This is a genomic window from Streptomyces sp. NPDC059452, from assembly GCF_042750035.1.
GTDB lineage: Bacteria > Actinomycetota > Actinomycetes > Streptomycetales > Streptomycetaceae > Streptomyces.
In genome coordinates, this window is the sequence record NZ_JBHYVE010000021.1 from 103,740 (window position 1) to 128,555 (window position 24,816).

Here is a 24,816-nt window from a genome sequence, read left to right on the forward strand (position 1 = left end):
GCCAACGGAGAGGTCGCGAGGCCCCTACCGGAAAGCGAGTGGCCCGCAGCCGAGAGTGTGAGTCCTGTAACGGGAGGGAGGGCGCCGCCGTCGGCGTACCGCCCGGTGGTCGGCCGAGGCACCGGGTCCTGGCGGTGGCTCCGGACGCAAAAGGAAGGTCGAGGCCGGGGATCTCGGCGGCGGCGGGTGGGAAGGGCTCCCTGTGCTGAGCGGGCCCCGGGTGCTCGCAAGTTTGGGGACACGGACCGGCGATCACGTCGGCGGGCCCTCGCTTTCGCGAGGCCGTCGTGAGGCGGGTGATCGCCGGTTCCCTCAGCGGGCGTCAGGAGAAGTCGGCTCTGCGTCGGCTGTTCCCGCTGCACCGCCTATGCGTCGGCTGTTCCCGCAGCGTCGGCTCCCGGTCGGCGCACCCGCGCGAAGGCGATCAGGCGTGCTCGCCCACCGGTAGGACCTCAGCCCGCCGATGCCGCGGGGGAAGCGGCCGGGAGAGGGCTGATACCCGGATCGAAGTGGGCGCGGAGGTAGACGCGGGTGCGCTGCGGTGAGTACTCGTGGGCATACAGGCGTACGCACCGCTTGTCGGACGTGTCGAAGCCGTCCTCCATCTCGTACGGCATGTCCGGGGCACCGGAGGGCTCCGGGCTCGCGGTGGTCTCTGCGGCGCCCGGGCAGACGTATCCGTAGCGGACGCCCTTCTTGAAGGTCTCCGGTTCCGGGAGCCCAAGGTGCGTGAAGTCGTGGGCGGGTACGTCGGTCTGCGCCGCTGTGGGCTCCAGCCACTTGCCCTGCGGCGGGTTCTCGGTCAGGTACGCCTCTGCCTCGGGCCTGGTCAGGGTGAAGGTCAGGATGCCGGTGTCGAAGCGGGAGGTGACCTCGTAGGCGGCCTGCGGGGACTGGGCGGTGGCCGGGATGTCGAGGTCCATGTGACCGCTCATCCAGGCCGGGGTGATGCCCTCGGCCCAGCCGACGTCCGCCCCGTGGTCCTTCACGCGGCCGGATGTGCTCTCACCGCTCCCGTCGAGGAGAAGCAGACCGGCGGCGACCACCGAGCCGGAGAGGACCAGCAGACCGGCGACAACCGACGCGATGATCCACCGGCGCCTGTCGCGGCCGCCGCCGGCCCCGGGGGGGCTCTCCGGGGGCTGGTAGGCGTAGACGTCGTTCACCTGGCAGAAGTCCTTCCCGGCCTGTGGGTCGTACGGTCCTGCTGTTGCTCCCGGCCCGGGTCCGTACGTCCGTCCCTGCCTTCGCCGGGCCCCGGAAGCGGGGCGTCATGAGGTTGCGCGGAGCCGAGATCGTAGTGCCGGACGGCGCTGCTGCCCGCCATGTCGAACTCCTGGGCCAGCCCGACCCGGTGCAGCTTGGCCATCTGCCCGTCGGGGATCTCCAGCGGACCGACGTTGACGCCCTTGCCCTCGTCCCAGTTGTAGCGGTCCCACACATTCGCCTGGTAGTCGAGGCTGACCTTGGGGTTGCCGTCGGCGTCCGGGACGGCCGTCACCACTCCGGTGACACTGCTGTTGGCGCCGCCCACCGCATAGAACCAGTTCTCGTTGTCTTTCTCGGTGAAGTAGAAACCCTTGGGCTGCTTGGCTTCGACCGGGAAGGCGACCGGCTTCCCGCCGTTCTTCGTGAACTCCTCGACGGCCTGCCTGCGCCACTTCTCCTGGTTCAGGCGCACGGTGTCGTCGACGTAGGACTTGAAGGCCGGAACGTCCGCCATCATCTTGTCCACCGGCAGCTGCATGGGACGTCCGCTGTTGCCCAGGTAGTGATCCATGTGCCGGGACGCGTCCGTCATGCCCTTCCAGTCAGCGCCCTCCGTCAGCAGCTGCATCTTCTGCTTCGATACCCACTCGTCGAAGCCCACCGACTGCGAGTCGTGTTTCCCGGCGCCGCCGTCCGCCGCGATCTGCGGCATGGTGGGGCTCAGAATCCCCGCGGCAGTGAGGTCATCCTTCTGCCTCAGCCAGAGCTGAGCGCGCGCCTCGGGGCTCAGGGACTCCCACAGGCGCCGCAGCTCGGCCCGCTGCTTCTCGTTCGCGTCCTTTCCGAGGCCCGCCAGCTCCTTCGCGCGCGGGAGCTGTTCCTGATCGAGTGAGGTGTACGTGGCGTGCCCCGCGTTGTGCGGGTTGTTGCCGTGGCTCTTACGCAGCGCGCGTACGGCAGCGGCATCGACCTCGGCAGCGTGCTGAACGATGCCGGTGATCGTATCCGCGTACCACTGCATGCGGTCCCTGGTGCGCTGGTGGGGGCCCTCGGGCGTGCACATCGCCTCCAGTACCCGGACCGTGCCGCCCGGGCCGTCGGAGATGATGAGCCCGGGATCCGGCGGATTGTGCCCCGGGTCGCCCCTGCGCGCCGAATCGGTGAGGGTCTTCACCTGCTTCTGATACCGCGCCAGTTCGGCATGCGCATCGGTGAGGACGTTGGCTATGCTCTCGGCCTCGCTGTGGAGGTCCGTGAACTCCTTGGCGGTCCTGCCCACGAATTCCCTCGTGACCGTGGCGTTGACACCTTGCCAGCGCGCACCGGCTGCCTTCTTGGCAAGTCCGTCGCGTACGGACGTGGTGAGTTCGGACATTTTGGCAGCCATGGCCTGCCAGTCGGAGACCGCCGTGGCCAGTTTGCCGAGGTCCATGGCCATAAGGTCCGAGTAAGTGAGTTGAGCCATGTCGCCTCCTACCTGAAGTAGTCGTTCAGGACGGATACAGGCACAGGGCCCGCACGGCCACTGATCTCGGCTGCGATCTTGACGTCCTCCCGGAGATGCGACTTCTTGGTGAAGTCGAGGTGGTTGGAGATGTGAGCACATGCCTGCAGCACATGCTTTACCTGCGAGGTCCAGACCTCGACGGTGGTCTCCAGCTCGGACCCGATCCCCAGGTTGTGGCTCTTGAGGGCAGCGGCCGCCTGCATGGTGGACCCGGCACCGCTCTTGTCCGTGCCCGCCCCCGCGATGTCGGCCCGTTTCTTCAGCTCACCGTGGAGAACAAACGCCTCGTGGCCCACGGCGCCCAGATCGTCCTGGTGCACCACCAGGTCCGGTGCGGCGGTGCCTCCCGGCCCGGCCGTCTCGTTCAGCCGCATCCCCGTGTGACCCTGTGTCACCGCTCCCTTGGCACGCTCCCACTCATCCCAAGCCATGCGCTTCGCCCCCGTCATACAGCGACGGGCATTGCTTCGATGACGGCCCGTCGGGCAGAAAAAGCTATCAGCCGCCGTCAACCGTTCCTGTTCGGCCTCGGTCCCGGAGGCCTCACCGACCACGTGCCACCGGCACCCCGCGCAAGGGCCCCAGACAGAACGCCAGGTGACGAGGCATGCCAGCCCGATGTCCCGTACGACAGCCGAAGGGTGCTTTTCGGACAACCCCCGCCCATCCGGGGGACATCAGACAACCCCGGGAATCGAACATCGCCTCTCACAGGCCGGACACAGCGTCGCCACAGGTGAGTTGGGGCCGTGCTGCTCGTCCATGTCCCATCACGCACTCGGAAAAGCCGGAAGTACGAGGAATGATGACCAGACCACAGCAGAACCGCGCCGCCCGCCTGACCCGCCCCTCCATCGCCGTTGCCGCCGCCATCGCCGTGACGGCGGGTGTGGTCGCCGCTGCGCCCGACGCGAAGACGGAGACGCCGGGGCCGAAGATCAGCCTGATCGCCGCCTCCACCTCGGTGACGCTCGACTCGTGGAAGGGGGAACCCGGGGTCTATCTCGATCTCGGGACCTATCTCACCTCCGAAGACGGGGCCTTCGAGTTCAAGGTGACCCGTAAGTCCTACAAGGACCCGGTCGTCGCCTCGCAGGTCATCCGGGACGGGAAGAAGACCCGGACCAAGGCGCTTCCCGCCGGGCTGGTGAAGGACTTCACCGGGCTGCCGGACTTCGTGCAGGTCAATATCGTCGACGCGGCGGGCCGGGCCGTGCTGGAGAAGACCGAGGCCTTCTGTCCCAACAACGCCTCCGGGCGCGTACGGCCCGACGCTCCCGCCAACTCGAAGTATCCGCAGAGCTGTCCGGTCAACCCCTTCACCCTCGGTTCCGTCTGGGGCGTCGAGAACGGGTGGGCGGCCAACACCTATGCCGGGTACTACTCCGAGCCGGTCCCCCTGGGCGTCGGGACGTACACCGCCACGGTCTCCGTGACCAAGAAGTACCGCGATCTCTTCGGGATCGAGAACAAGCCGCAGAGTGTCAAGGTGACTGTCCGCGAGCGGAGTTGGGACGGGGAGGAGGAGAGCGGCAGCGGTGAGGGGGCGGCCACCGCCGATTCCCCCGAGGCCGCCGCCAGGTCCGCCCACGCGGGACACGGCTCCCACGGCTCCCAGGACGCCCATGCCGGGCACAGCACCCAGCACGACCAGCGCACCCAGGACGCCCAGGACGCCCCCGCAGCCCACGCAGCCCACGCCGGCCATGGCGCCCCCGTCCGCCCCGACGCCCCCGCCACCGCGACGAACGGCGCCGGGCCCACGTACAACGTCGGTCACGGGCCCTACCCCCCGGCGCCGCCCGCCCTCCCCTGGGCGCTCAAGAAGCAGGCCACCGGGAAGGACGCCTCCGGGCGGCAGAGCCTCTCCGCCGCCGGGATCGGGGACCGTACCGGGCAGACCGACGGGTCGCGCCAGGCGCCCGGGGTGCAGCCCAACGCCAAGCGGCCCACCGGCAAGGCCACCGTGCCCGACGTCCCCAAGCCCGACCTGCGCTCGCTGCCCGCGTACGGCATCACCATCAGCGACGGCTACGAGGACGTGCCCGGCAAGGACTACCTCGCCTTCAGCGCCAACGTCTGGAACGCCGGTCCGGCCAAGCTCGTCGTGGACGGATTCCGGTCCCCGGGCGCGGAGTTGATGGACGCCTACCAGTACTTCTACGACGCCAAGGGCAAGCAGGTCGGCTACACCCCGACCGGCACCATGGAGTGGGACCCGCGCCCCGGCCACGAGCACTGGCACTTCACGGACTTCGCCAGCTACCGGCTGCTGAAGGCCGACAGGAACGAGACCGTGCGCAGCGGCAAGGAGGCCTTCTGCCTCGCCAACACCGACGCCGTCGACTACACCGTCAAGAACGCCAACTGGCACCCCGGCAACACCGACCTGTCCACCGCGTGCGGCCAGGAGAACTCGATCTCCGTACGTGAGGTGCTCGACGTCGGCTCCGGCGACACCTACACCCAGGACCTGCCCGGCCAGTCCTTCGACATCACCGACCTGCCGAACGGCACGTACTACATCCAGGTCCTCGCCAACCCGGAGAACCAGCTCAAGGAGACCGACTACAGCAACAACAGCGCCCTGCGGAAGGTCGTCCTCGGCGGAAAGAAGGGCGCCCGTACGGTGAAGGTCCCCGCCCACCACCTGGTGGACGCCAACTGACCCACCCGTGCGGCGGTGGGGAGGGGCGGCTCCGTTCCCCGAGAGGGAAGGCACCCGAGCCGCCCCTGCCCCCTCAGAACTTCTCCACCTCCGCGCCCTCCGGGACCTCGTAGCAGCCCGACGTGAGGGTGATCCCCAGGCTCGGCTTCGCCCGCTCCCGGTACTGGACGATCCAGGCACTCACCTTCTTCTTGTCGTTGTCGGCGACAAGGTTCAGGTTCTTGTTCTCGCTGTTGTCCCGGTACTCCCTCTTCAGCACCCAACCACCCGTGTTCAGCTTCTTCTTGAGGTTCTCCATCGCCACGTCCGTGTCCTCGGCGGAGGCGGGCAGGAAGTTCCACGGGTGGTACACGCTGAAGAAGCGCTCGGGGTCCTTCCCCTCGCACTCCTTGACCCCGGGGCCCGGCTCGGACGCCTTCCCGGGCACGCCGAGGTAGGTGTAGATCCGGCTGGAGACGGCCTGGAGCGCGTCCGCCGCCTCGTCGGTGGTGGCGACACCCGCGTACGGGAGGCCCCCGGACGGTCCGCCGGATTCCGCCGAACCCCCGCTGTTCGTAGCGGAGTCGGGGCCGGAGCTCGGGCCTGCGTTGCTGTTGCTGTCGGAGTCGGTCATGCCACATCCACTGAGACTGAGGAGGAGAAGGCCGGTCAGGGCGAGGGGGAGGGCGGCGCCAACCCGGAGGGCGCGGCGCGCGGGGGTACGGAGTCGGGGCCGGGGTCGGGAGCGGGGTCGGGAGCGGGGGCGGATTCGGAGCACGGACAACCTCGGTGGGGGGAGGGGGAAGGAGCGGGAGCGGGCGGGAGTTGAAGAGGCGGGAATGGGAAGCGCCTTACTCCGGCTTCGTGACGTCACCGTATTCACCCACCACCACCAGCGCCTGGTTCTTCAGCGCCGTCGAGGACTCGTCCCAGTAGCCGCTGTGGCCCTCCACCCCCTTGGTCGCCGACGGTCCGGCGCCCTCCGGGGCGGTGTTCATCTGGTTGGCGCCGAAGACCTCGTCGCTCGGGATGAGGAACACCCCGCCGCCCAGTCTCCACTGGCTGCCGCCGTGGCCCCAGCGGCCGATGTCGGGGACCGGGTCGCCGTCGGCCTCCGCGTTCCACACATGCCCCTTCGGTACGTCCATCTCCTCGGCCGATCCGACCTTGACGCCCGGACTCCCGGCGAAGATCACGTCGTCCGCGTTCAGCTCGCCCTCCTGTGCGGCGGCCCCGATGAGGGTGGTGCCGTACGAGTGGCCGATGGCCGTGCGGTGCGGCTCGCCCGGGCCGCTGTGGGAGGTCTCCAGGCCGTCCAGGAACTGCCGGTAGGCGGGGGCGCCGTCGTACGCGTAGTGGGCGAAGGGCGCGTCCTTCACGATGTCCTGAGGGGCGTCGTAGCCGAGCCAGGTGATCGCCGAGACGGACGCGCCGGGCGTGGCCTCCTGGGTCTGACGCCAGAGCTGGGTCATCCGGTTGATGTCGCCCTCGACCTTGCTCAGGTTCGACGTGGTGCCGGGCACGTACACCGCCTGGTGCTCGGAGGTGTCCGGGTTGCCCGTGGCGATGATGGCCCGGCCGTTGCCCTCGGCGCTGAAGCCGAGCAAGTACGCCTCGGGCAGGCCGCGTTCGCCGGTCTGGTCGAAGCGGCCCCGGATCGCGTCCATGCCCTTGAGCGAGGCGGTGAGGCGGCGGTAGTCGTCCCCGTACTTCCTGTCCCAGGCCATCCACTCGTCGGTGTGGACCTTGGCGGGGTAGCGGCCCGCGGTGATCCAGGTCCACTCGTTGGCGGGCGGGGCGGGGATGCCGTTCAGCTGGAGGCGGTGGGCGGCCTGCGTCTCGTCGAGGACGACCCGGTTCGCCTCGTCCCGGATGTCGGAGGGGAGGCCGTCGAGCCTGCCGACCAGCGCCGGGTCCAGGGAGAGATAGGCCTCGCGGTCCTCGGGGCTGAGCCCCGCCCACCAGTCGGCGTTCTCCTTCGGGGTGCCGTCCTTCGGCGGGGCGCCGATCGCGTCCAGATACGCCTTGCCCGCCTCCCGGACCCCCTCCATGTCCGACCGCGCGTCCTTCCAGTCGGCGTCGGAGACGGTGAGGTCGTCGTCCGCCTCCAGCGCCCGGACCTTCGGCGCCCACTTCGCGTCCGCCTCGCCCGCCGCCTTCAGCGCGTCCGCGATCCGGTTGGCGATCTCCTGGGCCACCGCCGCGTGCGGGTTGGGGTGGAAACCGGCCGCCTGGCGGCCGACCGCCTGTGCGGTGGGGTCGGTGGCCCCGTTGGTGGAGCCGCCCTCGGGGGGCAGCTCGACACCGTTCCTGGGCGCGGCCGCCGGGTAGGTGACGCTGCCGTCCGGACCGACCGTGAACTTACGGGACTCGGCGTCGTCGAGCGCCGACAGCAGCTTCTTGCGGGCCGCGTCCATGTCGTGGGCGAACCCGTTCAGCGCGGCGCTGACCAGGCCGCACTGCACCTGGGTGTAGTGGAAGTTGGCAGCGAGCAGCTTCAGTTCCGCGAGCGCCGCGTCGGCCGCCTCGCCCCGCAGCGACTTCCGTATCCCGGCGGCGACGACGTTCTCCACCTGGTCCTTGGCCTCGGCGGCCATGTCACCGGTGGCGCGGTAGCCGTCGGCCGCCTGCTCCCACTCGGCGGGCTTGAGCTGCTTGAGCGTCGTGAGGTTCACCGGGCCCCGTCACCGCCCCGCGCTCTTGCCGCCGATGGCGGGCGTGTCCGCGTACTCGGCCTTGATCTTCCCGAACTCGCCGACCACTGCCTGGTCGGTCAGCAGCAGGTCGTGTCCGGTCTTCTCCAGGATCCCCTTGACGCTGCCGCACCGCTTGCCGAGGTCCTTGACGTACCGCTCCCAGGACGTGAGGACGGTCTTCTGCGCCCCGGCCGTCAGACAGCCGTCACCTGCGCCGAGGCCCTGCTGCCCGTCCTGGAGCTTGCCCACCGCCTTGTCGAGGGGTTCCCGCAGCGCGCCGACGCCCGCGCCCGCGTCGTTCCATGCCTTCTTCGTGGACTTCACTCCGCCGGTGACGCTGCTGGTGGGGGCTCCGGTTGCGGGGCCCGTTCCGGGGCCGTCGTCCGGTGCGAGCTGGTTGAGCCGCATCCCGGTCCGGGTCTCGGTCTGCGTCCCGGCCTCCTGGCGCTGGGAGGCGTCCTGCTTCAGCTGCTCCCACTCTTCCCATGGCATGTGTCTGTCTCCCCCTCGTCGGGTGTCGCCCCGGCAACGTACCAAGCCCGGTCTCCCGGAACCGGACCTCACCCCTCCTCGCCCACCGCCCGCCGGTCGGTGATCCGGGCCGTGGCATCCGCGTCCAGGTGGGCCGTGCCTTCCTGACCGCTCACCGTGACCCGGATCCTCGGGCCGTCCCCGCCCCCGCCCCCGTTGCTGTTGTCGTTGCCGTTGCCGGGGGTGATGTCGATACGCCAGCTCTCGGGGTCGCGTACGCCGAGGGTGGTGCGGGCCTCGCGGACCAGGGCGGGGAACAGTTCGTACGGGAGTGACTGGAGGTGCACCGTCTCGGAGACCGGGCGGGCGGAGTCGCCACGCACGGCCATGCGGTGGTCCTCGATGGTGATCCCGGTGACGTACGGGGTGTCCACCCGGGTCTCCAGATCCATCGCTGTCGCCCGCATCCGCCCCGGGGTGAGCAGGGAGGACGAGGGCCCGGAGACCGTGGTGGAGGTGGAGAAGGTGCGGGAGGAGGTGGCCGGGGTGTCTTCATCGGTTGCGAACAGCTCGCCCCGGAACACCAGCACCACCACCGCCGCCCCCGCCAGCAGCGCGAGCAGGCCCAGCGCGCACCAGGAGCCTCCCCCGGCGTCCGGGTCGCTCACCAGAGTGGACTCCGGGGCCGAGTCGATCTCCGCCTCCTCCGCCCGGCGGCTCCACTCCGGGGTCGGGCGGGTGATGACCCGCACCTTCCAGGGCTCCTCGGGGTGGTACTCCACGACCGCGGTACCGCGCGGCCGGTAGGCGGGGAGGTCGGCCAGGTTGATGTGCTGGGTGATCTTCACGCGGTACGCCGGCCGGGCGTCCGGCCACTCGTCCTTCGGCTCCGACTCCGGCTCCGGCTCCGGTGCCACGGTGAGTCTGAACTCCACCGGCACGTCGGCCGTTTCGCCGCCGCCCGTCGCCCGCAGGTCCTCGATGCGGGCGAGGGCGATGCGGGTGACGGGCGGCTTCCGGCGCTCCGCGTTCCGCCCGCCGAGGAGGACGGCGAGGACCAGGACGGCCAGGACCGCGCCCCCGGGGACGGAGACCGGCGCCCGGCCCAGGACGAGCCCGACCACGAGGGCGGCGAGCGCGGCACCGGTCACGGCCCAGAGAACCGCCATGCGCAGGGCGGCCAGGAATCCGCGTGCGGCCGAACGCGTCGGCGTATCAAGCGCGTTGGAACCGTCCCCCGAACCCGAACCCGAACCCGGGCCCAGACCCGACCCCTGCCCCTGCCCCTGCCCCTGCCCCTGCCCCTGCCCCTGCCCCATCGTCCCCATGAACGTGATTGTGCCGTTTCCAGGGCGAGTTGGGGCAGGGGGAAGGAGAGGCCGTCAGTCCTCGCCCTCCAGGTTGCCTTCCGTCTCCAGGTAGACCTGGCGCAGCGCTTCGAGGACCGCCGGGTCCGGCTTGGCCCACATGCCGCGCGACTCGGCCTCCAGCAGGCGTTCCGCGATGCCGTGCAGGGCCCAGGGGTTGGCCTCCTGGAGGAACTGCTTGTTCTCCGGGTCGAGCACGTACGTCTCGGTGAGCTTGTCGTACATCCAGTCGGCGACGACCCCGGTCGTGGCGTCGTACCCGAAGAGGTAGTCGACGGTCGCGGCCAGCTCGAACGCGCCCTTGTAGCCGTGGCGGCGCATCGCCTCGATCCACTTGGGGTTGACGACCCGGGCGCGGAAGACGCGGGAGGTCTCCTCGACGAGCGTGCGCGTGCGGACGGTCTCGGGGCGGGTGGAGTCCCCGATGTACGCCTCCGGGGCCTTGCCCTTGAGCGCGCGCACGGTGGCCACCATGCCGCCGTGGTACTGGAAGTAGTCGTCCGAGTCCGCGATGTCGTGCTCGCGGGTGTCGGTGTTCTTCGCGGCGACCTCGATGCGCTTGTAGGCGCTCTCCATCTCCTCGCGGGCCGGGCGGCCGTCGAGCTCGCGGCCGTACGCGTAACCGCCCCAGACCGTGTAGACCTCGGCCAGGTCGGCGTCGGTGCGCCAGTCGCGGGAGTCGATGAGCTGGAGGAGCCCGGCGCCGTACGTGCCGGGGCGCGAGCCGAAGATACGGGTGGTGGCCCGGCGTTCGTCACCGTGCTCGGCCAAGTCGGCCTGGGCGTGCGCCCGTACGTAGTTCTGCTCGGCCGGTTCGTCGAGCGAGGCGGCCAGCCGTACGGCGTCGTCGAGCAGCCCGATCGTGTGCGGGAACGCGTCCCGGAAGAAGCCCGAGATGCGGAGCGTCACATCGATCCGGGGACGGCCCAACTCCTCGTACGGGATGGGCTCCAGGCCCGTCACGCGGCGGGAGGCGTCGTCCCAGACGGGTCGGATGCCGAGCAGCGCGAAGGCCTCGGCGATGTCGTCGCCCGCCGTGCGCATCGCGCTCGTACCCCAGAGGGAGAGGCCGACCGAGGTGGGCCAGTCGCTGTTGTCGGTGCGGTAGCGGGTCAACAAGGAGTCTGCCAGGGCCTGTCCCGTCTCCCAAGCCAGCTTGGAGGGAACGGCCTTGGGGTCGACCGAGTAGAAGTTGCGGCCCGTCGGGAGGACGTTGACCAGGCCGCGCAGCGGGGAGCCGGAGGGACCGGCAGGCACGAAGCCACCGTTCAACGCGTGGACGGCGTGGGTGAGTTCGTCGGTCGTGGCCGCCATGCGCGGGACGACCTCGGTGGCCGCGAAGGTGAGGATGTCCGCCACGGCGTCGGGGAGGTCCGCCGCGACCCCTGCCACCGCCGCCGGGTCCCAGTCCGCGTCGTCCATCGCCTGGACGAGCGCGCGGGCCTGCTCCTCGATCGCGTCGGCGTCCGTGCGGGTGGCGGCCGACTCGTCGAGGCCGAGCGCCTCGCGGAGGCCGGGGAGAGACGCCGTACCGCCCCAGATCTGGCGGGCGCGGAGGACAGCGAGGACCAGGTTGACCCGGTCGTTCCCGGCGGGCGGGTTGCCCAGGACATGCAGGCCGTCGCGGATCTGGACGTCCTTGATCTCGCAGAGCCAGCCGTCCAGATGCATGATGAAGTCGTCGAAGCCCTCGTCCTCCGGGCGGTCCGCCACCCCGAGGTCGCGGTCGAGCTTCGCGGCCTGGATCAGCGTCCAGATCTGGGCGCGGATGGCGGGCAGCTTCGACGGGTCCATCGCCGCGATCTGGGCGTGCTCGTCGAGGAGTTGCTCCAGGCGGGCGATGTCGCCGTAGCTGTCGGCGCGGGCCATCGGCGGCACGAGGTGGTCGATCAGCGTGGCGTGGACGCGGCGCTTGGCCTGCGTACCCTCGCCCGGGTCGTTGACCAGGAACGGGTAGACGAGGGGCAGATCGCCGAGGGCCGCATCCGGGCCGCACGCGGCCGACAGACCCGCGTTCTTGCCCGGCAGCCACTCCAGGTTGCCGTGCTTGCCCAGGTGGATCATCGCGTCCGCGCCGAACCCGTTGTCCTCGGCGGAGGCGGCGATCCAGCGGTAGGCGGCCAAGTAGTGGTGGGACGGCGGGAGATCGGGGTCGTGGTAGATCGCGATCGGGTTCTCGCCGAAGCCGCGCGGCGGCTGGATGAGGATGAGGAGGTTCCCGCGCCGCAGGGCCGCGAGGACGATGTCACCCTCCGGGTTGGCGGAGCGGTCGACGAACATCTCGCCGGGCGCCGGACCCCAGTGCTCCTCCACCGATTCCCGCAGCTCCTGCGGGAGTTGGGCGAACCAGCGGCGGTAGTCGGCGGCCGGGATACGGACCGGGTTCCTCGCCAGCTGCTCCTCGGTCAGCCACTCCTGGTCGTGGCCGCCCGCCTCGATGAGCGCGTAGATCAGCTCGTCGCCGTCGCCGGAGACCAGCCCCGGGATGTCCGCCTCGGGCCCGAAGTCGTACCCCTCGGCGCGCAGCCGCCGCAGCAGGGCCACGGCGCTGGCAGGGGTGTCGAGCCCGACCGCGTTCCCGATCCGGGAGTGCTTGGTCGGGTAGGCGGAGAGCACGAGCGCGATCTTCTTCTCCGCGTTCGGGATGGAGCGCAGCTTCGCGTGGCGTACGGCGATCCCGGCGACGCGGGCCGCGCGCTCGGCGTCGGGGACGTACGCCGGGAGCCCGTCCTCGTCGATCTCCTTGAAGGAGAACGGGACGGTGATCAGCCGCCCGTCGAACTCCGGCACCGCGATCTGGGTGGCCGCGTCCAGCGGGGAGACGCCCTCGTCGTTCTCCTCCCACGCGGCGCGCGGGCTGGTGAGGCAGAGCGCCTGGAGGATCGGCACGTCGAGCTGGGTCAGCGCGCCCGCGTCCCACGACTCGTCGTCGCCTCCGGCGGACGCCTCGGCGGGCTTGGTGCCGCCCGCCGCGAGGACGGTGGTCACGATGGCGTCGGCGGCGCGGAGCGTGTCGATGAGCTCGGCCTCCGGCGTACGGAGAGACGCGACGTACAGCGGGAGCGGCCGGGCCCCCGCGTCCTCCACGGCCGTGCACAGCGCGTCGATGAAGGCGGTGTTCCCGCTCATGTGGTGGGCGCGGTAGTAGAGGACGGCGACCGTCGGCGCGCCCTCGGGCACCGCACGGGCCTCCCGCTCCAGCGGGCCCCACGCGGGGGCCGGGGCGGGCGGCTCGAAGCCGTGGCCGGTGAGCAGCACGGTGTCGGAGAGGAACCGGGCCAGCTGCTCCAGGTTGGCGGGCCCGCCGTGCGCGAGGTAGGCGTGCGCCTCGGCCGCGATCCCGATCGGCACAGTGGAGGCGGCCATCAACTGCGCGTCCGGAGCCTGCTCACCGGTCAGGACCACGACCGGCCGCCCGGTGGCCAGCACCGCGTCGAGGCCTTCCTGCCACGCGCGTACGCCGCCGAGGAGGCGTACGACGACGAGGTCGACGCCGTCCAGCAGCTCGGGGAGGCCGTCGAGGTCGACGCGGGAGGGGTTGGCGTACCGGTAGCTGACCGGTCCCTCGGAGGCTCGGGCGCTCAGGAGGTCGGTGTCGGACGTCGACAGGAGCAGGATCATGCTGCGTCAGGCCTTCCTCGGGGTGTCCACGCCCCGGGCGGTGTCGGAGGGGTCTCCCCACGTCCGGCTCGGAAGCCGGGCGCCGCACCTGGCTCGGACGGAACCGGGCGCTGCATCCGGCTCGTACGGAACCGGGTGCCGCACCTGGCTCGTACGGAACCGGGCGCTCGGGGAAGGGAGTTCCTGACTCGCCCGGCCGGTGGTGGTGGCCGTGCTCACAGTGGCGGGACCGCGCCGGAATCTCACCGGGCTTCCTCCCCTGTCGCCGTCTGGCGATGGCGGCCTGAACGGACCACCGCCTGCATCCTAAGCGGCGGGGGTGGGGGCGGGGCAGGGGGCGTGGGTGCGGTGGTGATCACTGTTTGCGGGGTGGGTCCCGTGGGTGGGCGGGCTACTGTCCCGCAGGTCGGAGCACGGGAGCGGGGGGCCTGTCCCGCAGGTCGGAGCACGCGAGCCGGGGCCCTGTCCCGCAGGTCACAGGCGCGGGCCCGCCGTCGGGACCGGCCCGGTCGGTATGCTCGCCGCCATGCCCGATTCCGCCCCCTCGCCCCTTTCCGCGGGTGGCGTCTCCCCCCGCACCGGAGGCGACGCCTGCCCGGGAACGCTGCGGCTGCACCGGGCCGACGACGGGGCGCTGGCCCGCGTACGCATCCCCGGCGGCGTGCTGAGCGCGGACCGGGCGGAGGCGCTGCTGACGGCGGCGGCCCGGTTCGGGGACGGTGAGCTGCATCTCACCTCGCGGGGCAACGTACAGCTGCGCGGTCTGGGGGCGGGGTGCGGCGGGGAGCTGGCCGACCTGCTCACGGACGCGGGCCTCCTCCCTTCCCCCGCGCACGAGCGGGCCCGCAACATCGTGGCGTCGCCGCTGGCGGGGCTGGACGGTTCGCCGTCGCTCAGTACGTGGCTCGCTGAGCTGGACCGGCTGGTGTGCTCGTCGCCCGCCGCCGCCACGCTCTCCGGCCGCTTTCTCTTCGCCCTGGACGACGGGCGGGGGGACGTGGATGCCCTCGGCGCGGACGTGACCTTGATCGCGGAGGGTCCGGAGGGTCAGGGCGGTCCGAACGGTCAGGGCGGTCCGGGGAACTCGGAGGGTTCAGGCCGCTCGGAAGCTGCCCTGCTGCGGATCGGGATGGCCGACGAGGTGTTCCGTATCCCGGCCGCCGACGCCCCACGCGCCGCGCTGCTGGCCGCCGAGGCGTTCCTCCGCGCGGCCGGGGACTCCGGCGCCTGGCGCGTAAAGGATCTGCCCGACAACGTACGGGCAGATCTGGTCAGCACCATCAGGTCGGCGGCGGCGGCGACGGGTCCGGCGGTCCACCGCCCCCGCCCGCGTACAGCGGCAGCCCCCCTGCCCGGCCCGCACGGCACGGCCGCGATCAGCGTCGACGTACCGCTGGGACGGCTCACCCCCGCCCAGTGGCGGCTGCTCACGGAAACAGCCAGGCGGTACGGGGGCGAGCTCCGGCTCACCCCCTGGCGCGGGATCGTCATCCCCTTCGGGGCGGGCCAGGACGAAGTGGCGAAGGCACTCCACGCACTGGACGAGGCCGGCCTGATCACCGCCCCCGACTCCCCCTGGACCGGCGTGGGCGCCTGCATCGGCCACCCCGGCTGCGCGAAGTCGCTGTCCGACGTACGGGCCGAAGCGGGGGCCGCTGTCGGACCGCCCGGACGGCTACCTGTGTACTGGTCCGGGTGCGAACGCCGCTGCGGCCACCCCCACGGGGAGTGGATCGACGTGGTCGCCACGCCGGACGGACACCGGATCTCGCACGTACGGGGAGAGCGCCGGGACCCTCCGGCGACCGTACGCGACGACCCCACGGCACTGACGGCAGCGGTGGCCGCGGCCCGCGCCTGAACACCCTTCCTTGATTCCTTGACGAGCTCACGGCAGAAGAAAGCGACAGCACTGTGCACCAGTACGAGAAGGACGGACCGGCGATCTACCGCCAGTCCTTCGCCACCATCCGCGCGGAGGCGGATCTGGCCGGGCTGCCCGCCGACGTCAGCCAGGTCGCCGTCCGGATGATCCACGCGTGCGGCATGGTCGACCTCGTACGCGACCTCGCCTTCTCGCCGAACGCCGTGGCCGATGCCCGCGCGGCCCTGCGCTCCGGCGCACCGATCCTCTGCGATGTGGCGATGGTGGCCAGCGGGGTCACCCGCAAGCGGCTGCCCGCGGACAACGACGTGGTGTGCACGCTCTCCGACCCGTCCGTGCCCGAGCTGGCCGCGAAGATGGGGACCACCCGGAGCGCGGCGGCCCTGGAGCTGTGGCGGGACCGGATGGAGGGGGCGGTGGTGGCGGTCGGCAACGCGCCGACGGCCCTGTTCCGGCTGCTGGAGATGATCGAGGAGGGCGCCCCGCGCCCGGCCGCCGTGATCGGCGTCCCGGTCGGCTTCGTCGGCGCGATGGAGTCCAAGGAGGCCCTGGCCGAGCACGCGTCGGGCCTGGAGCACCTGATCGTGCGCGGCAGGCGCGGCGGCAGCGCGATAGCGGCGGCGGCGCTCAACGCCATCGCGAGCGAGGAAGAGTAGTGAACTCTCCAGTGACTTCCCCGGTGAAGGACACCGGCACCGGCCGCCTCTACGGCGTCGGACTCGGCCCCGGCGACCCGAACCTGATGACGCTCCGGGCCGTCCAGGTCATCGGCGAGGCCGACGTGATCGCGTACCACAGCGCCCGCCACGGCCGCTCGATCGCCCGGTCCATCGCCGCCGCCCACCTGCGGCCCGACCACATCGAGGAGCCCCTGGTCTACCCCGTCACGACGGAGACCACGGACCACCCGGGCGGCTACCGGGGCGCGCTGGAGGAGTTCTACGAGAAGGCCGCGGCCCGCCTGGCGGCGCACCTGGACGCGGGCCGGACGGTGGCGGTGCTCGCCGAGGGCGACCCGATGTTCTACGGCTCGTACATGCACATGCACAAGCGGCTGGCCGACCGGTACGCCACCGAGGTCATCCCGGGCGTCACGTCCGTCAGCGCGGCGGCGGCCCGCCTCGGCACCCCCCTCGTCGAGGGCGAGGAGATCCTCACCATCCTCCCCGGCACGCTCCCGGAGGAGGAGCTGACGGCCCGCCTGGCCGCCACCGACACGGCGGTGGTGATGAAGCTGGGCCGTACGTTCCCGGCGGTGCGCGGGGCGTTCGAGGCGTCGGGGCGGCTGGCGGAGGCGCGGTACGTGGAGCGGGCGACGATGGCCGGGGAGCGCACGGGCGACCTGGCGGAGATCGACCCGGCGTCGGTGCCGTACTTCTCGGTGGCGGTGCTGCCGAGCCGGATAGACGCGCCGCGCCCTTCTGGTGAGGCAGGTGGCGGGGTCGTGGTGGTGGGCACCGGCCCGGCGGGCCCGCTGTGGCTGACGCCGGAGACGCGGGGCGCGCTGGCGGCGGCCGATGCCCTGGTCGGCTACACGACCTATCTGGACCGGGTCCCGGTCCGCCCCGGCCAGGCGCGGCACGGCTCGGACAACAAGGTGGAGTCGGAGCGGGCGGAGTTCGCGCTGGACCTGGCCCGGCGGGGCCACCGCGTCGCGGTGGTCTCGGGCGGCGACCCGGGGGTCTTCGCGATGGCGACTGCGGTGCTGGAGGTGGCCTCGCAGGAGGAGTACGCGGACATCTCCGTACGGGTCCTGCCCGGGGTCACCGCAGCGAATGCCGCCGCCGCGCGCGCCGGCGCACCCCTGGGCCACGACTACGCCACGATCTCCCTCTCGGACCGCCTCAAACCGTGGGAGGTCATCGCGGAACGGCTCCGCGCGGCCGCCTCGGCGGATCTGGTGCTGGCGTTGTACAACCCGGGCTCGAAGTCCCGTACGTGGCAGGTCGGCAAGACCCGTGATCTGCTCCTGGAGCACCGCTCTCCGGACACCCCGGTCGTTCTGGCACGGGACGTCGGCGGCCCGACGGAGAGCGTCCGTACGGTACGGCTGGCGGACGTCGACCCGGCGGAGGTGGACATGCGGACGCTGCTCATCGTGGGCTCGTCGCAGACGCGCTGGGTGCGGCGGGGCAAGGCCGATCAGGGCATCGTATGGACGCCGCGCCGCTACCCGGAGGCGTAGAGGCGCCGTACCCACTCCACGGCCTCGTCCGGCGTGGCGGCCACCGGCACCCCACCGGGAACCGGTGGCCGCCGCACGACGACGACGGGAATCCCGGCCTCACGGGCGGCGGTGAGCTTGGGAGCGGTGGCGTCTCCGCCGCTGTCCTTGGTCACCAGCACATCGATGCGATGACGCCGGAGGATCTCCCGCTCACCGTCGAGGCTGAACGGCCCCCGATCGAGCAGAACGTCCATCCTCCGAGGGCAGGGCGGCTCCGGCGCATCGACGGACCGTACGAGGAACCACAGGGAATGGAGTTCGGCAAAGGCCGCGAGCCCCATCCGCCCGGTGGTGAGGAAGACCCGCTCACCGAGGGCCGGCAAAAGGCTCGCGGCCTCGGCGAGGGACGCGACGGAGTGCCAGCGATCGCCGTCCTGGGCGACCCAGCCGGGCCGGCGAAGGGCGAGCAGAGGAACATGAGCCTGCGCGGCGGCCGAGGCGGCGTTCCGGCTCATGGTGGCGGCGAAGGGGTGGGTGGCATCGACAAGGGCGTCGACCCGGTGCTCACGTACCCACTCCGCAAGCCCGTCGGGCCCCCCGAACCCACCGACGCGCACGTCACCGGGCGGCAGCCGGGGGGAGGCCACGCGCCCGGCGAGCGAGGTGGTGACGCGCACGCGCGGTTCACCGGCAAGGCGCTCGGCCAGCCGACGGGCCTCGGTGGTCCCTCCCAGAACAAGAACATGCTTCACGTGCATCATCGGAACGGACTCTTCTCATGAACGACGCTCATGACCGCTGAGGCGCGGGGCGGTCGCAGTGCCCAACTCAAGCACACGGGTCTACGCCCCGGCTGGACGACCGGTGCCTGTGCGACGGCGGCGACGACGGCCGCGTACACGGCACTGCTGACCGGCGACTTCCCGGACCCGGTGAGGATCACGCTGCCGAGGGGCCAGACACCGGCGTTCGCGCTGGCGGTGGAGGAGCTGGGGGCCGGGCGGGCGAGCGCCGGGGTGGTGAAGGACGCGGGGGACGACCCGGACGTGACGCACGGGGCGCTGGTGAGGGCGACGGTACGGAGGCTGCCGCCGGGCTCCGGGGTGGTGTTCCGGGCGGGCCCGGGCGTGGGCACGGTGACGCTCCCCGGCCTGCCCCTGGACGTGGGCCAGCCGGCGGTGAACCCGGTGCCGCGCCAGTTGATGCGGGAGCACGTGGAGCGGGTGGCGGCGGAGTACGGGGAGCCGGGGGACGTGGAGGTGACGGTCTCGGTGGACCACGGCGAGGAGATCGCCCGCTCGACGTGGAACGGCCGCCTCGGCATCCTGGGCGGCCTGTCGATCCTCGGCACCACAGGCGTGGTCGTCCCGTACTCCTGCTCGGCCTGGATCGACTCGATCCGCCGGGGCGTGGACGTGGCAAGAGCAGCAGGCCTGACACACGTGGCGGGCTGCACGGGCTCTACGTCGGAGAAGACGGTGGCGGCGGAGTACGACCTGCCGGACATCGCGCTCCTGGACATGGGCGACTTCGCGGGCGCGGTCCTGAAATACGTACGCCGCCACCCCGTCCCCCGCCTCACGATCTGCGGCGGCTTCGCCAAACTCTCCAAACTGGCAGCAGGCCACCTGGACCTCCACTCGGCCCGCTCCCAGGTGAACAAGGACTTCCTGGCAGACCTGGCCCGACAGGGCGGCGCGGACGAAGAGCTGGCAACACGGATCGCCACGGCCAACACGGGCCTGGAGGCGCTGAGGTTGAGCGAGGCGGCGGGGGTGCGTCTGGGCGACCTGGTGGCGACCCGCGCCCGAGACGAGGCACTGTCGGTCCTGCGGGGCGCGCCGGTAGCGGTCGACGTGATCTGCATCGACCGGGCGGGGACGGTGGTGGGGAGGACGTAGGCCTTGAAGTGCCTTGCGGACCATCCGCTGAACGGGCGGGGCAGAGCAACGCAGATCAACCCGCAAGGGTGGAATGCCAGGGCATGTTGATGCCCCTCATGGGCGTGAAACGCTCAGCTCAGCGTCTTCTCGATGGTGTCGAAGATGTCGGCGTCGGTCTCCTGCTGCCAGGCGGGCAGATCGGGCCAGTCGGCCCCATAGCCCGGCTTCGGGTCGTCGAAGTGCCGGAACATCTGAGCGGTCCAACAGGTCGCGACGAAGCGCCCCCGCGATCCAGGCTCCCCGGAACAGTCGTGCACCCTCGGTCTCGGTAAGGTCAGCCGAGAGGAGCCTCAGCATGCAGTGGAAGATCCACGGGGAACGCCCGGTCTACGAGAACCACTGGGTGAACCTGTGGCTCACCGACATCGAGACCCCGGACGGCAACCGCTTCGACCACCACGTCGTCAGACTCCGGAACCTGGCCGTGGCCGCCGTGGTGAACGAGCAGCGCGAGGTCCTGATGATGTGGCGCCACCGCTTCATCACCGACACCTGGGCCTGGGAACTCCCCATGGGCCTGGTCGAGAACGACGAAACCCCCGCCGAGGCAGCGGCCCGCGAAGTCCTGGAGGAAACCGGCTGGCGCCCAAGTCCGCTCAGGCCGCTGATCTACGCCGAGCCCGCCAACGGCATCACTGACTCCCAGCACCACATCTTCCACGCCGACGGAGCCACGTACGAAGGCCCGCCCACCGAAAAGAACGAGTCGGACCGCATCGAGTGGATCCCGCTGGCCAACATCCGCAGCATGATCGACCGCCGCGAAATCGTCAGCAGCGGCTCCCTCGTCGGACTGCTCTACGTACTCATGGGCGAGGCAATCAGCTGAATTCGCGCGGCAGTTGTCCTGGACCTCAAGCGTCCCGAGCGAGCTTCCGGCCGTCATGCGCACGCACGTGGGGCGGACCGTCCAGCAGGGCGTCGGTGACCCGGACCGCGTAGACCTCGGCCATCCGGTTGGTCACCTCGTCGAGGGTCAGCCACTCAACTGCCACGGCCTCGTCGGACAGTTTCTCGTGGCCGCCCTCGGCACGGCAGCGGAAGACCAGGGCGACGATGCCTCGTGAGGTGTTCTTGTAGACGCCGGTGAGCCGGTCCACCTGGACCTTGATGCCGGTCTCCTCGTAGACCTCGCGCCGTACACCGTCCTCGGGGGCCTCGGTCAGTTCGAGCACGCCTCCGGGCGGTTCCCAGGTCCCGTTGTCGGCCCGCCTGATCGTGAGCACCCGGCCGTCCTCCCGGACGACCACTCCGGCTACGGACACGGAGTGGAGCGGCGTTGACGGTTTCTCCTGACGGATGTTACTCATGTACAGGAGAATAGGAGACTCAGAAGGACTATGGCGAGCAGCGATGTGACCTCTTCGGCCAAGGCGAAGTATCTCCAGATCGCCGACGACCTTGCCGCGCAGATCCGGTCCGGCACTCTGGGGGCCGGAGACGCCGTGCCGAGCGAGACGACCCTCATGGAACGCTACGGCGTCGCCTCGGGAACCGTACGCAAAGCGGTCGCGGAACTGCGGGCGACTCAGCTGATCGAGACCCACCACGGGCGGGGCTCGTTCGTCCGCTCCCGGCCGCCTGTGCAGCGCAAGTCCTCCGACCGGTTCCGCCGGACACACCGGAAGGCAGGCAAGGCGGCCTACCTCGCGGAAGCCGAGCAGTCCGGCGGCAAACCGTCCGTGACCGTCCTCTTCGTCGGCCCCACCGAGGCGCCCGAGGAGATCGCCGAGCGGCTGGCCCTGCCCATCGGCTCCCAGGTCCTCGCACGCAAACGCCGCTACTTCCGGGAGGGCGTTCCCACGGAGGAGGCCACCTCATACCTCCCCTGGGACGTGGTGAAGGACATCCCGGAGATGTTCGCCGAGAACCCCGGCGGCGGCGGGATCTACGCCCGCCTCGAAGACCACGGCCACACCCTCGCGGAGTTCAGCGAAACGGTCCGGGCACGGCTCGCGACCAAGGCCGAGGCAACCGCACTCGCACTGAGCCCGGGCTCCCCGGTGATCCACCTCGTACGGAACGCGGAAACAAAGTCCGGACGGGTCGTGGAGGTGTGCGACACGATCATGGCCGCCGACCAGTTCGTCCTGGACTACCGCTTTCCCGCCGCAGACTGAGGCAACATCAGGCGCTTGCCTCACAACCTCCGCATACCGAAGAACACTTGACTCATGTACAGGAGTGAGGCACTCTATCGACTATCACTCATATACATGAGTGAAGGAGATTGTCTCTTGTATATGAGGTGCTCATGCCGTCGGCGAAGAACGCTGATGTACGGATGACACTGCGGGTCTCGCGCGACTCCGGCCGGACCTGGGGGCGGCTCACGGAGATCCGTGTAGGCGACGACCCGGTACTCCCCAAGAACCCCGGCGGCTCCCGCCGTGCGCGTGCGGCCGGTGCGCGGGCCAGGACTCCGCCGACTCCCTGCGGATGGTGTCGTGATGCGGTGCAAGCACTGGTGCCGGGTGCCGCTGGACCTGGCGCAGGAGGCACGGCAGATGGCTCCGGCCGGATGTGTCGACAGGGCCGTCCAGTGCCAACTGCCAGCCCACGAAAGCAACGAGCACCACGGCCTCCTGGCCGAACTCGCCACGTACGGCACCGCCCTCTGGCTCCGCTGGCGCGGAACCGGGACGGACCTGATCGCGCTGCCCGACTGCCCGGTGGCCGGGCCGGGAACGGACGGGGAGGGCTGCTGTCTGTTCGCCGGTCACGCCGAGCTGCACACCTGGCAGAACGCCCCGGAGCCGGCCTCGTACGCAGGTTGACCGCAAGCCATCGCCCCCTCCCTCAAAGCTTCCGTCCTGCCGCCCTCGGACGCCCGGACGGAGATCACCGCACCACCCCGAGCCAGTCCCATCAACTCAGCCCCAGCGAAAGGCGAAAGTCATGCCCGTACTCGTCGACCGCATCCCGACCCTGTCCCTCCTGACCCACACCCAGCCCCCCGGCCCCCTGCACACCCGGCCCTTCGGGCTGGACGCCCTGACCACCCCCGTCACCGTCGGCCGACAGCCCGCAGTCTCGGTCGACCCGGACGCGCAGCTCTCGCTGGTCGAGGGCACGATAGTCCTCGGCATCGAGGGCATGGCGGGCACGTCGTGCAACACCGAGTCGGACGGCAGGGACGCGATCGCCATCGACACCGACCAGAACGACGACTGATGGCCCCCAACCATGGGCAGAGCACGCGCGGGGCGGAGGCTCCGCGCGTGCTCGTCATCACCTACGCACTCGACCCCACCGCGGACTACGTGTTACGCGAACTTACCCAGCGGGGCGTGCCGTTCTGGCGTACGGACCTGGCCGACTTCCCCCGCCGGTCGACGCTCACCGCCGAGTTACAGCCCGAGGCCGGATGGACCGGGCGGATGTACGACGGGCTGCGCGGCGTCGACCTGTCCGAGCTCCGGTCGGTGTGGTGGCGCAAGCCCACCCCGTACTCCTTCCCCGACACCATGAGCGGACCCGAACGGCGCTTCGCCGCCTCGCAGGCCAAGGGTGCGCTCCCCGGAGTGCTCGGATCTCTCCCCGGCGTCCTGTGGGTCAACCACCCGGAGCGGAACGCCGACTGCACGAAGCCCGCGCAGCTCGCCGCCGCGGCCAGGGCCGGGCTCCGCGTACCGGAGACGCTCATCACCAACGACCCGGCCGCCGTCGCCCCGTTCGCCGCCAAGTGCGGCGGGCGCATCGTGACCAAGGTGTTCGGCGGCATCGTCCACACCGAGGACGGCAAACGCGGGCAGCTCTACACCCGCCGCGTCCCGCCCGACCAGTTCAGCAATCCCCGCATCGGACTCACCGCCCATCTGTTCCAGCGGGAAATCACGACGAAGGCGTACGAGATCCGGGTAACCTCCGTAGCCGGTCAGCTCTTCCCCGTCGCCCTCCACGCTCCCGACGGCCCCGCCCGCCTCGACTGGCGCCGCGATTCTTCATCGCTCGCTCACACGCCTGCCGCCCTCCCGGCCGATGTCGCCCACGGCATCCGCACCACGCTGCGCGACCTGGGCCTCGTCTACGCCGCGCTCGACCTCATCGTCGACGCCGACGGCACCCACTACCTGATCGACGTGAACCCCGGCGGGCAGTGGGCATGGATCGACCTCACACGCGAGCCGATCACGCACGCTCTCGCCGACCTCCTGGAGAAGGGCACCCCATGACCACCAACCTGGTTGAGGCCGCAGCCGCCAGGCGCGCCGAACTCGTGCAGGCCCTGATCGACTCCGGCGACCTCACCGATCCTGCCTGGCAAGCCGCCTTCGAGCAGGTCCCCCGACACGTGTTCGTCCCCTACTTCTACGACCACACCGGACGCAGGATCTCGGCGTACGAGGCCGAGACGCGCGACCAGTGGTTCGACGCCGTACACCAGGACCGGGCCCTGGTCACCCACCGCACCGACGGCACGGCGACCTCGTCGAGCTCTCAACCGTCCCTCATGGCAACCATGCTGGAAGCCCTGCAAGTGGAGGACGAGGTCGGCATGAAGGTACTGGAGATCGGCACCGGGACCGGCTACAACGCCGCGCTCCTCGCACACCGCCTCGGCAACGACTCCGTAACCACCCTCGACACCGAGCCCGATCTCGTCACCACAGCCCGCGCCCGTCTCACCGAAGCCGGATACGAACCACGTGTCGTCCTCGCCGACGGCACATACGGGCACGCCGAACTCGCCCCGTACGACCGGATCATCGCCACCTGCCGCATCAACTCCGTACCACCCGCATGGGTACGCCAACTCACCGACGGAACAGGCACCGACGCCGGCCAGATCCTCGCCCCGCTCGGCAACGCCCTGGTCCGCATCCACCGAACCGGCCCCCACCAGGCCGAGGGCCGGTTCCTCCCCGGCGGGGCCTACTTCATGCCGCTGCGGCACGACACCGCCGACGGGATCCCGACCCGCCGCCCCGCCCTCCCCAACAGCAAGGCCCACCACACCGAAGTACCCGCATCCGCACTGGCCGACAACGCCTACCGCTTCCTGCTGAGCATCGCCGAACCCCACCTCGACTGGCAGTACGACCTGAACGCCGACGGGAAGCCGACCGCCGCCCGCGTCTGGTCCCCCGACGGGGCAATCGCCACCCTCCACCCCGACGGCACCGTGAGCGAGGCAGGCCCCCGCTCCCTCTGGACCCGCCTCGAAGACTCGTACCGCATCTTCACCGACCACGACGAGCCCGGCCCCGAGCGATACGGCCTCACCGTCGACAACAACGTCCAACGCGTATGGCTCGACACCCCGGACGGCCCGAGCTGGAGCCTCCGTACATAGCTGAGCC

At 70.9% G+C, this 24,816-nt stretch carries 21 protein-coding genes and 1 riboswitch; of the genes, 11 read left to right on the plus strand and 10 right to left on the minus strand.

Annotated features, from left to right (window positions below):
- Positions 1–452 precede the first annotated feature (452 nt).
- From ACFW9Z_RS25810 to ACFW9Z_RS25820, 3 genes are read right to left on the minus strand one after another with little or no spacing between them, the layout of a single operon-like run.
- Positions 453–1,166 carry a hypothetical protein gene (locus ACFW9Z_RS25810; RefSeq protein WP_384644884.1) on the minus strand — a complete coding sequence of 238 codons (714 nt, stop codon included), beginning with the start codon at positions 1,164–1,166 and terminating at the stop codon, positions 453–455.
- On the minus strand, positions 1,163–2,674 hold the full coding sequence (locus ACFW9Z_RS25815; protein WP_384644886.1) for a hypothetical protein: 1,512 nt from the start codon (positions 2,672–2,674) through the stop codon (positions 1,163–1,165). Before ACFW9Z_RS25815 ends, ACFW9Z_RS25810 begins: the two co-directional genes overlap by 4 nt.
- A gap of 8 nt (positions 2,675–2,682) precedes the next feature.
- Positions 2,683–3,147: a hypothetical protein gene (locus ACFW9Z_RS25820; protein WP_384644888.1), complete on the minus strand. Its 465-nt coding sequence runs from the start codon at positions 3,145–3,147 to the stop codon at positions 2,683–2,685.
- A 371-nt stretch (positions 3,148–3,518) separates the two neighbouring features.
- Here ACFW9Z_RS25820 and ACFW9Z_RS25825 point away from each other — a divergent pair, with 371 nt between their 5' ends.
- The gene (locus ACFW9Z_RS25825; RefSeq protein WP_384644890.1) at positions 3,519–5,384 is read left to right on the plus strand and encodes a lysyl oxidase family protein; all 1,866 of its coding nucleotides are present in this window, start codon (positions 3,519–3,521) and stop codon (positions 5,382–5,384) included.
- Positions 5,385–5,457: 73 nt separating this feature from the next.
- Here ACFW9Z_RS25825 and ACFW9Z_RS25830 read toward each other — a convergent pair whose 3' ends face one another.
- From ACFW9Z_RS25830 to cobN, 5 genes are all read right to left on the minus strand, one after another.
- Entirely contained in the window at positions 5,458–5,997 is a 540-nt protein-coding gene (locus tag ACFW9Z_RS25830) for a hypothetical protein (protein WP_384644892.1), read from the minus strand.
- 217 nt (positions 5,998–6,214) lie between these two features.
- On the minus strand, positions 6,215–8,038 hold the full coding sequence (locus ACFW9Z_RS25835) for an alpha/beta hydrolase (protein ID WP_384644894.1): 1,824 nt from the start codon (positions 8,036–8,038) through the stop codon (positions 6,215–6,217).
- Between the two features lie 9 nt (positions 8,039–8,047).
- Positions 8,048–8,551 carry a hypothetical protein gene (locus ACFW9Z_RS25840; protein WP_384644896.1) on the minus strand — a complete coding sequence of 168 codons (504 nt, stop codon included), beginning with the start codon at positions 8,549–8,551 and terminating at the stop codon, positions 8,048–8,050.
- 68 nt (positions 8,552–8,619) lie between these two features.
- Positions 8,620–9,699, minus strand: coding sequence for a hypothetical protein (locus tag ACFW9Z_RS25845; RefSeq protein WP_384644976.1), 1,080 nt, complete (start codon positions 9,697–9,699; stop codon positions 8,620–8,622).
- Positions 9,700–9,912: 213 nt separating this feature from the next.
- Entirely contained in the window at positions 9,913–13,518 is a 3,606-nt protein-coding gene (gene cobN / locus ACFW9Z_RS25850; protein WP_384644898.1) for a cobaltochelatase subunit CobN, read from the minus strand.
- 177 nt (positions 13,519–13,695) lie between these two features.
- A riboswitch (cobalamin riboswitch) is annotated at positions 13,696–13,775 on the minus strand.
- Positions 13,776–14,032: 257 nt separating this feature from the next.
- Between cobN and ACFW9Z_RS25855 the strand changes: the two genes are divergently transcribed.
- The 3 genes from ACFW9Z_RS25855 to ACFW9Z_RS25865 are packed head-to-tail and all read left to right on the plus strand — an operon-like array spanning position 14,033 to position 17,588.
- Entirely contained in the window at positions 14,033–15,379 is a 1,347-nt protein-coding gene (locus ACFW9Z_RS25855) for a cobalamin biosynthesis protein CobG (RefSeq protein ID WP_384644900.1), read from the plus strand.
- Between the two features lie 53 nt (positions 15,380–15,432).
- A complete protein-coding gene (locus tag ACFW9Z_RS25860) occupies positions 15,433–16,059 on the plus strand; it encodes a precorrin-8X methylmutase (protein ID WP_086777636.1) in 627 nt (208 codons plus the stop codon).
- The gene (locus ACFW9Z_RS25865; protein WP_384644902.1) at positions 16,059–17,588 is read left to right on the plus strand and encodes a precorrin-2 C(20)-methyltransferase; all 1,530 of its coding nucleotides are present in this window, start codon (positions 16,059–16,061) and stop codon (positions 17,586–17,588) included. The genes ACFW9Z_RS25860 and ACFW9Z_RS25865 overlap by 1 nt, the downstream gene beginning before the upstream one ends.
- Here the strand turns inward: ACFW9Z_RS25865 and ACFW9Z_RS25870 are convergent.
- Positions 17,573–18,331 carry a cobalt-precorrin-6A reductase gene (locus tag ACFW9Z_RS25870; protein ID WP_384644904.1) on the minus strand — a complete coding sequence of 253 codons (759 nt, stop codon included), beginning with the start codon at positions 18,329–18,331 and terminating at the stop codon, positions 17,573–17,575. The genes ACFW9Z_RS25865 and ACFW9Z_RS25870 overlap by 16 nt on opposite strands.
- 30 nt (positions 18,332–18,361) lie before the next feature.
- Here ACFW9Z_RS25870 and ACFW9Z_RS25875 point away from each other — a divergent pair, with 30 nt between their 5' ends.
- Both ACFW9Z_RS25875 and ACFW9Z_RS25880 read left to right on the plus strand, forming a co-directional pair.
- Positions 18,362–19,471, plus strand: coding sequence for a cobalt-precorrin-5B (C(1))-methyltransferase (locus tag ACFW9Z_RS25875; protein WP_384644906.1), 1,110 nt, complete (start codon positions 18,362–18,364; stop codon positions 19,469–19,471).
- Positions 19,472–19,808: 337 nt separating this feature from the next.
- Positions 19,809–20,342, plus strand: coding sequence for an NUDIX hydrolase (locus tag ACFW9Z_RS25880; protein ID WP_384644908.1), 534 nt, complete (start codon positions 19,809–19,811; stop codon positions 20,340–20,342).
- Positions 20,343–20,367: 25 nt separating this feature from the next.
- On the opposite strand, the gene ACFW9Z_RS25885 is transcribed toward ACFW9Z_RS25880, so the two are convergent.
- Complete coding sequence (locus ACFW9Z_RS25885) at positions 20,368–20,835, minus strand: NUDIX hydrolase (RefSeq protein WP_384644978.1); 468 nt, start codon at positions 20,833–20,835, stop codon at positions 20,368–20,370.
- An 18-nt stretch (positions 20,836–20,853) separates the two neighbouring features.
- Here ACFW9Z_RS25885 and ACFW9Z_RS25890 point away from each other — a divergent pair, with 18 nt between their 5' ends.
- The 5 genes from ACFW9Z_RS25890 (at position 20,854) to ACFW9Z_RS25910 (ending at position 24,809) form a co-directional block, all read left to right on the plus strand.
- Positions 20,854–21,633 (plus strand): GntR family transcriptional regulator, encoded by a 780-nt coding sequence (locus ACFW9Z_RS25890; protein ID WP_384644909.1) that lies wholly within the window; start codon positions 20,854–20,856, stop codon positions 21,631–21,633.
- A 330-nt stretch (positions 21,634–21,963) separates the two neighbouring features.
- Positions 21,964–22,290, plus strand: coding sequence for a hypothetical protein (locus ACFW9Z_RS25895; protein ID WP_384644911.1), 327 nt, complete (start codon positions 21,964–21,966; stop codon positions 22,288–22,290).
- A 121-nt stretch (positions 22,291–22,411) separates the two neighbouring features.
- Positions 22,412–22,687 carry a hypothetical protein gene (locus tag ACFW9Z_RS25900; RefSeq protein WP_384644913.1) on the plus strand — a complete coding sequence of 92 codons (276 nt, stop codon included), beginning with the start codon at positions 22,412–22,414 and terminating at the stop codon, positions 22,685–22,687.
- A gap of 47 nt (positions 22,688–22,734) precedes the next feature.
- Entirely contained in the window at positions 22,735–23,688 is a 954-nt protein-coding gene (locus ACFW9Z_RS25905; RefSeq protein WP_384644915.1) for an MvdC/MvdD family ATP grasp protein, read from the plus strand.
- Positions 23,685–24,809, plus strand: coding sequence for a methyltransferase domain-containing protein (locus ACFW9Z_RS25910; protein WP_384644917.1), 1,125 nt, complete (start codon positions 23,685–23,687; stop codon positions 24,807–24,809). Before ACFW9Z_RS25905 ends, ACFW9Z_RS25910 begins: the two co-directional genes overlap by 4 nt.
- The last annotated feature ends 7 nt before the right edge of the window (positions 24,810–24,816 follow it).

Excerpts from the sequence above, each read along its gene's own strand:
- ACFW9Z_RS25815 (WP_384644886.1), bottom strand. The coding sequence starts at position 2,674 with ATGGCTCAACTCACTTACTCGGACCTTATGGCCATGGACCTCGGCAAA.
- ACFW9Z_RS25820 (WP_384644888.1), bottom strand. The coding sequence starts at position 3,147 with ATGGCTTGGGATGAGTGGGAGCGTGCCAAGGGAGCGGTGACACAGGGT.
- ACFW9Z_RS25825 (WP_384644890.1), top strand. The coding sequence starts at position 3,519 with ATGATGACCAGACCACAGCAGAACCGCGCCGCCCGCCTGACCCGCCCC.
- ACFW9Z_RS25830 (WP_384644892.1), bottom strand. The coding sequence starts at position 5,997 with ATGACCGACTCCGACAGCAACAGCAACGCAGGCCCGAGCTCCGGCCCC.
- ACFW9Z_RS25840 (WP_384644896.1), bottom strand. The coding sequence starts at position 8,551 with ATGCCATGGGAAGAGTGGGAGCAGCTGAAGCAGGACGCCTCCCAGCGC.
- ACFW9Z_RS25845 (WP_384644976.1), bottom strand. The coding sequence starts at position 9,699 with ATGGCGGTTCTCTGGGCCGTGACCGGTGCCGCGCTCGCCGCCCTCGTG.
- cobN (WP_384644898.1), bottom strand. The coding sequence starts at position 13,518 with ATGATCCTGCTCCTGTCGACGTCCGACACCGACCTCCTGAGCGCCCGA.
- ACFW9Z_RS25855 (WP_384644900.1), top strand. The coding sequence starts at position 14,033 with ATGCTCGCCGCCATGCCCGATTCCGCCCCCTCGCCCCTTTCCGCGGGT.
- ACFW9Z_RS25870 (WP_384644904.1), bottom strand. The coding sequence starts at position 18,331 with ATGATGCACGTGAAGCATGTTCTTGTTCTGGGAGGGACCACCGAGGCC.
- ACFW9Z_RS25875 (WP_384644906.1), top strand. The coding sequence starts at position 18,362 with ATGACCGCTGAGGCGCGGGGCGGTCGCAGTGCCCAACTCAAGCACACG.
- ACFW9Z_RS25880 (WP_384644908.1), top strand. The coding sequence starts at position 19,809 with ATGCAGTGGAAGATCCACGGGGAACGCCCGGTCTACGAGAACCACTGG.
- ACFW9Z_RS25890 (WP_384644909.1), top strand. The coding sequence starts at position 20,854 with ATGGCGAGCAGCGATGTGACCTCTTCGGCCAAGGCGAAGTATCTCCAG.
- ACFW9Z_RS25895 (WP_384644911.1), top strand. The coding sequence starts at position 21,964 with ATGCGGTGCAAGCACTGGTGCCGGGTGCCGCTGGACCTGGCGCAGGAG.
- ACFW9Z_RS25900 (WP_384644913.1), top strand. The coding sequence starts at position 22,412 with ATGCCCGTACTCGTCGACCGCATCCCGACCCTGTCCCTCCTGACCCAC.
- ACFW9Z_RS25910 (WP_384644917.1), top strand. The coding sequence starts at position 23,685 with ATGACCACCAACCTGGTTGAGGCCGCAGCCGCCAGGCGCGCCGAACTC.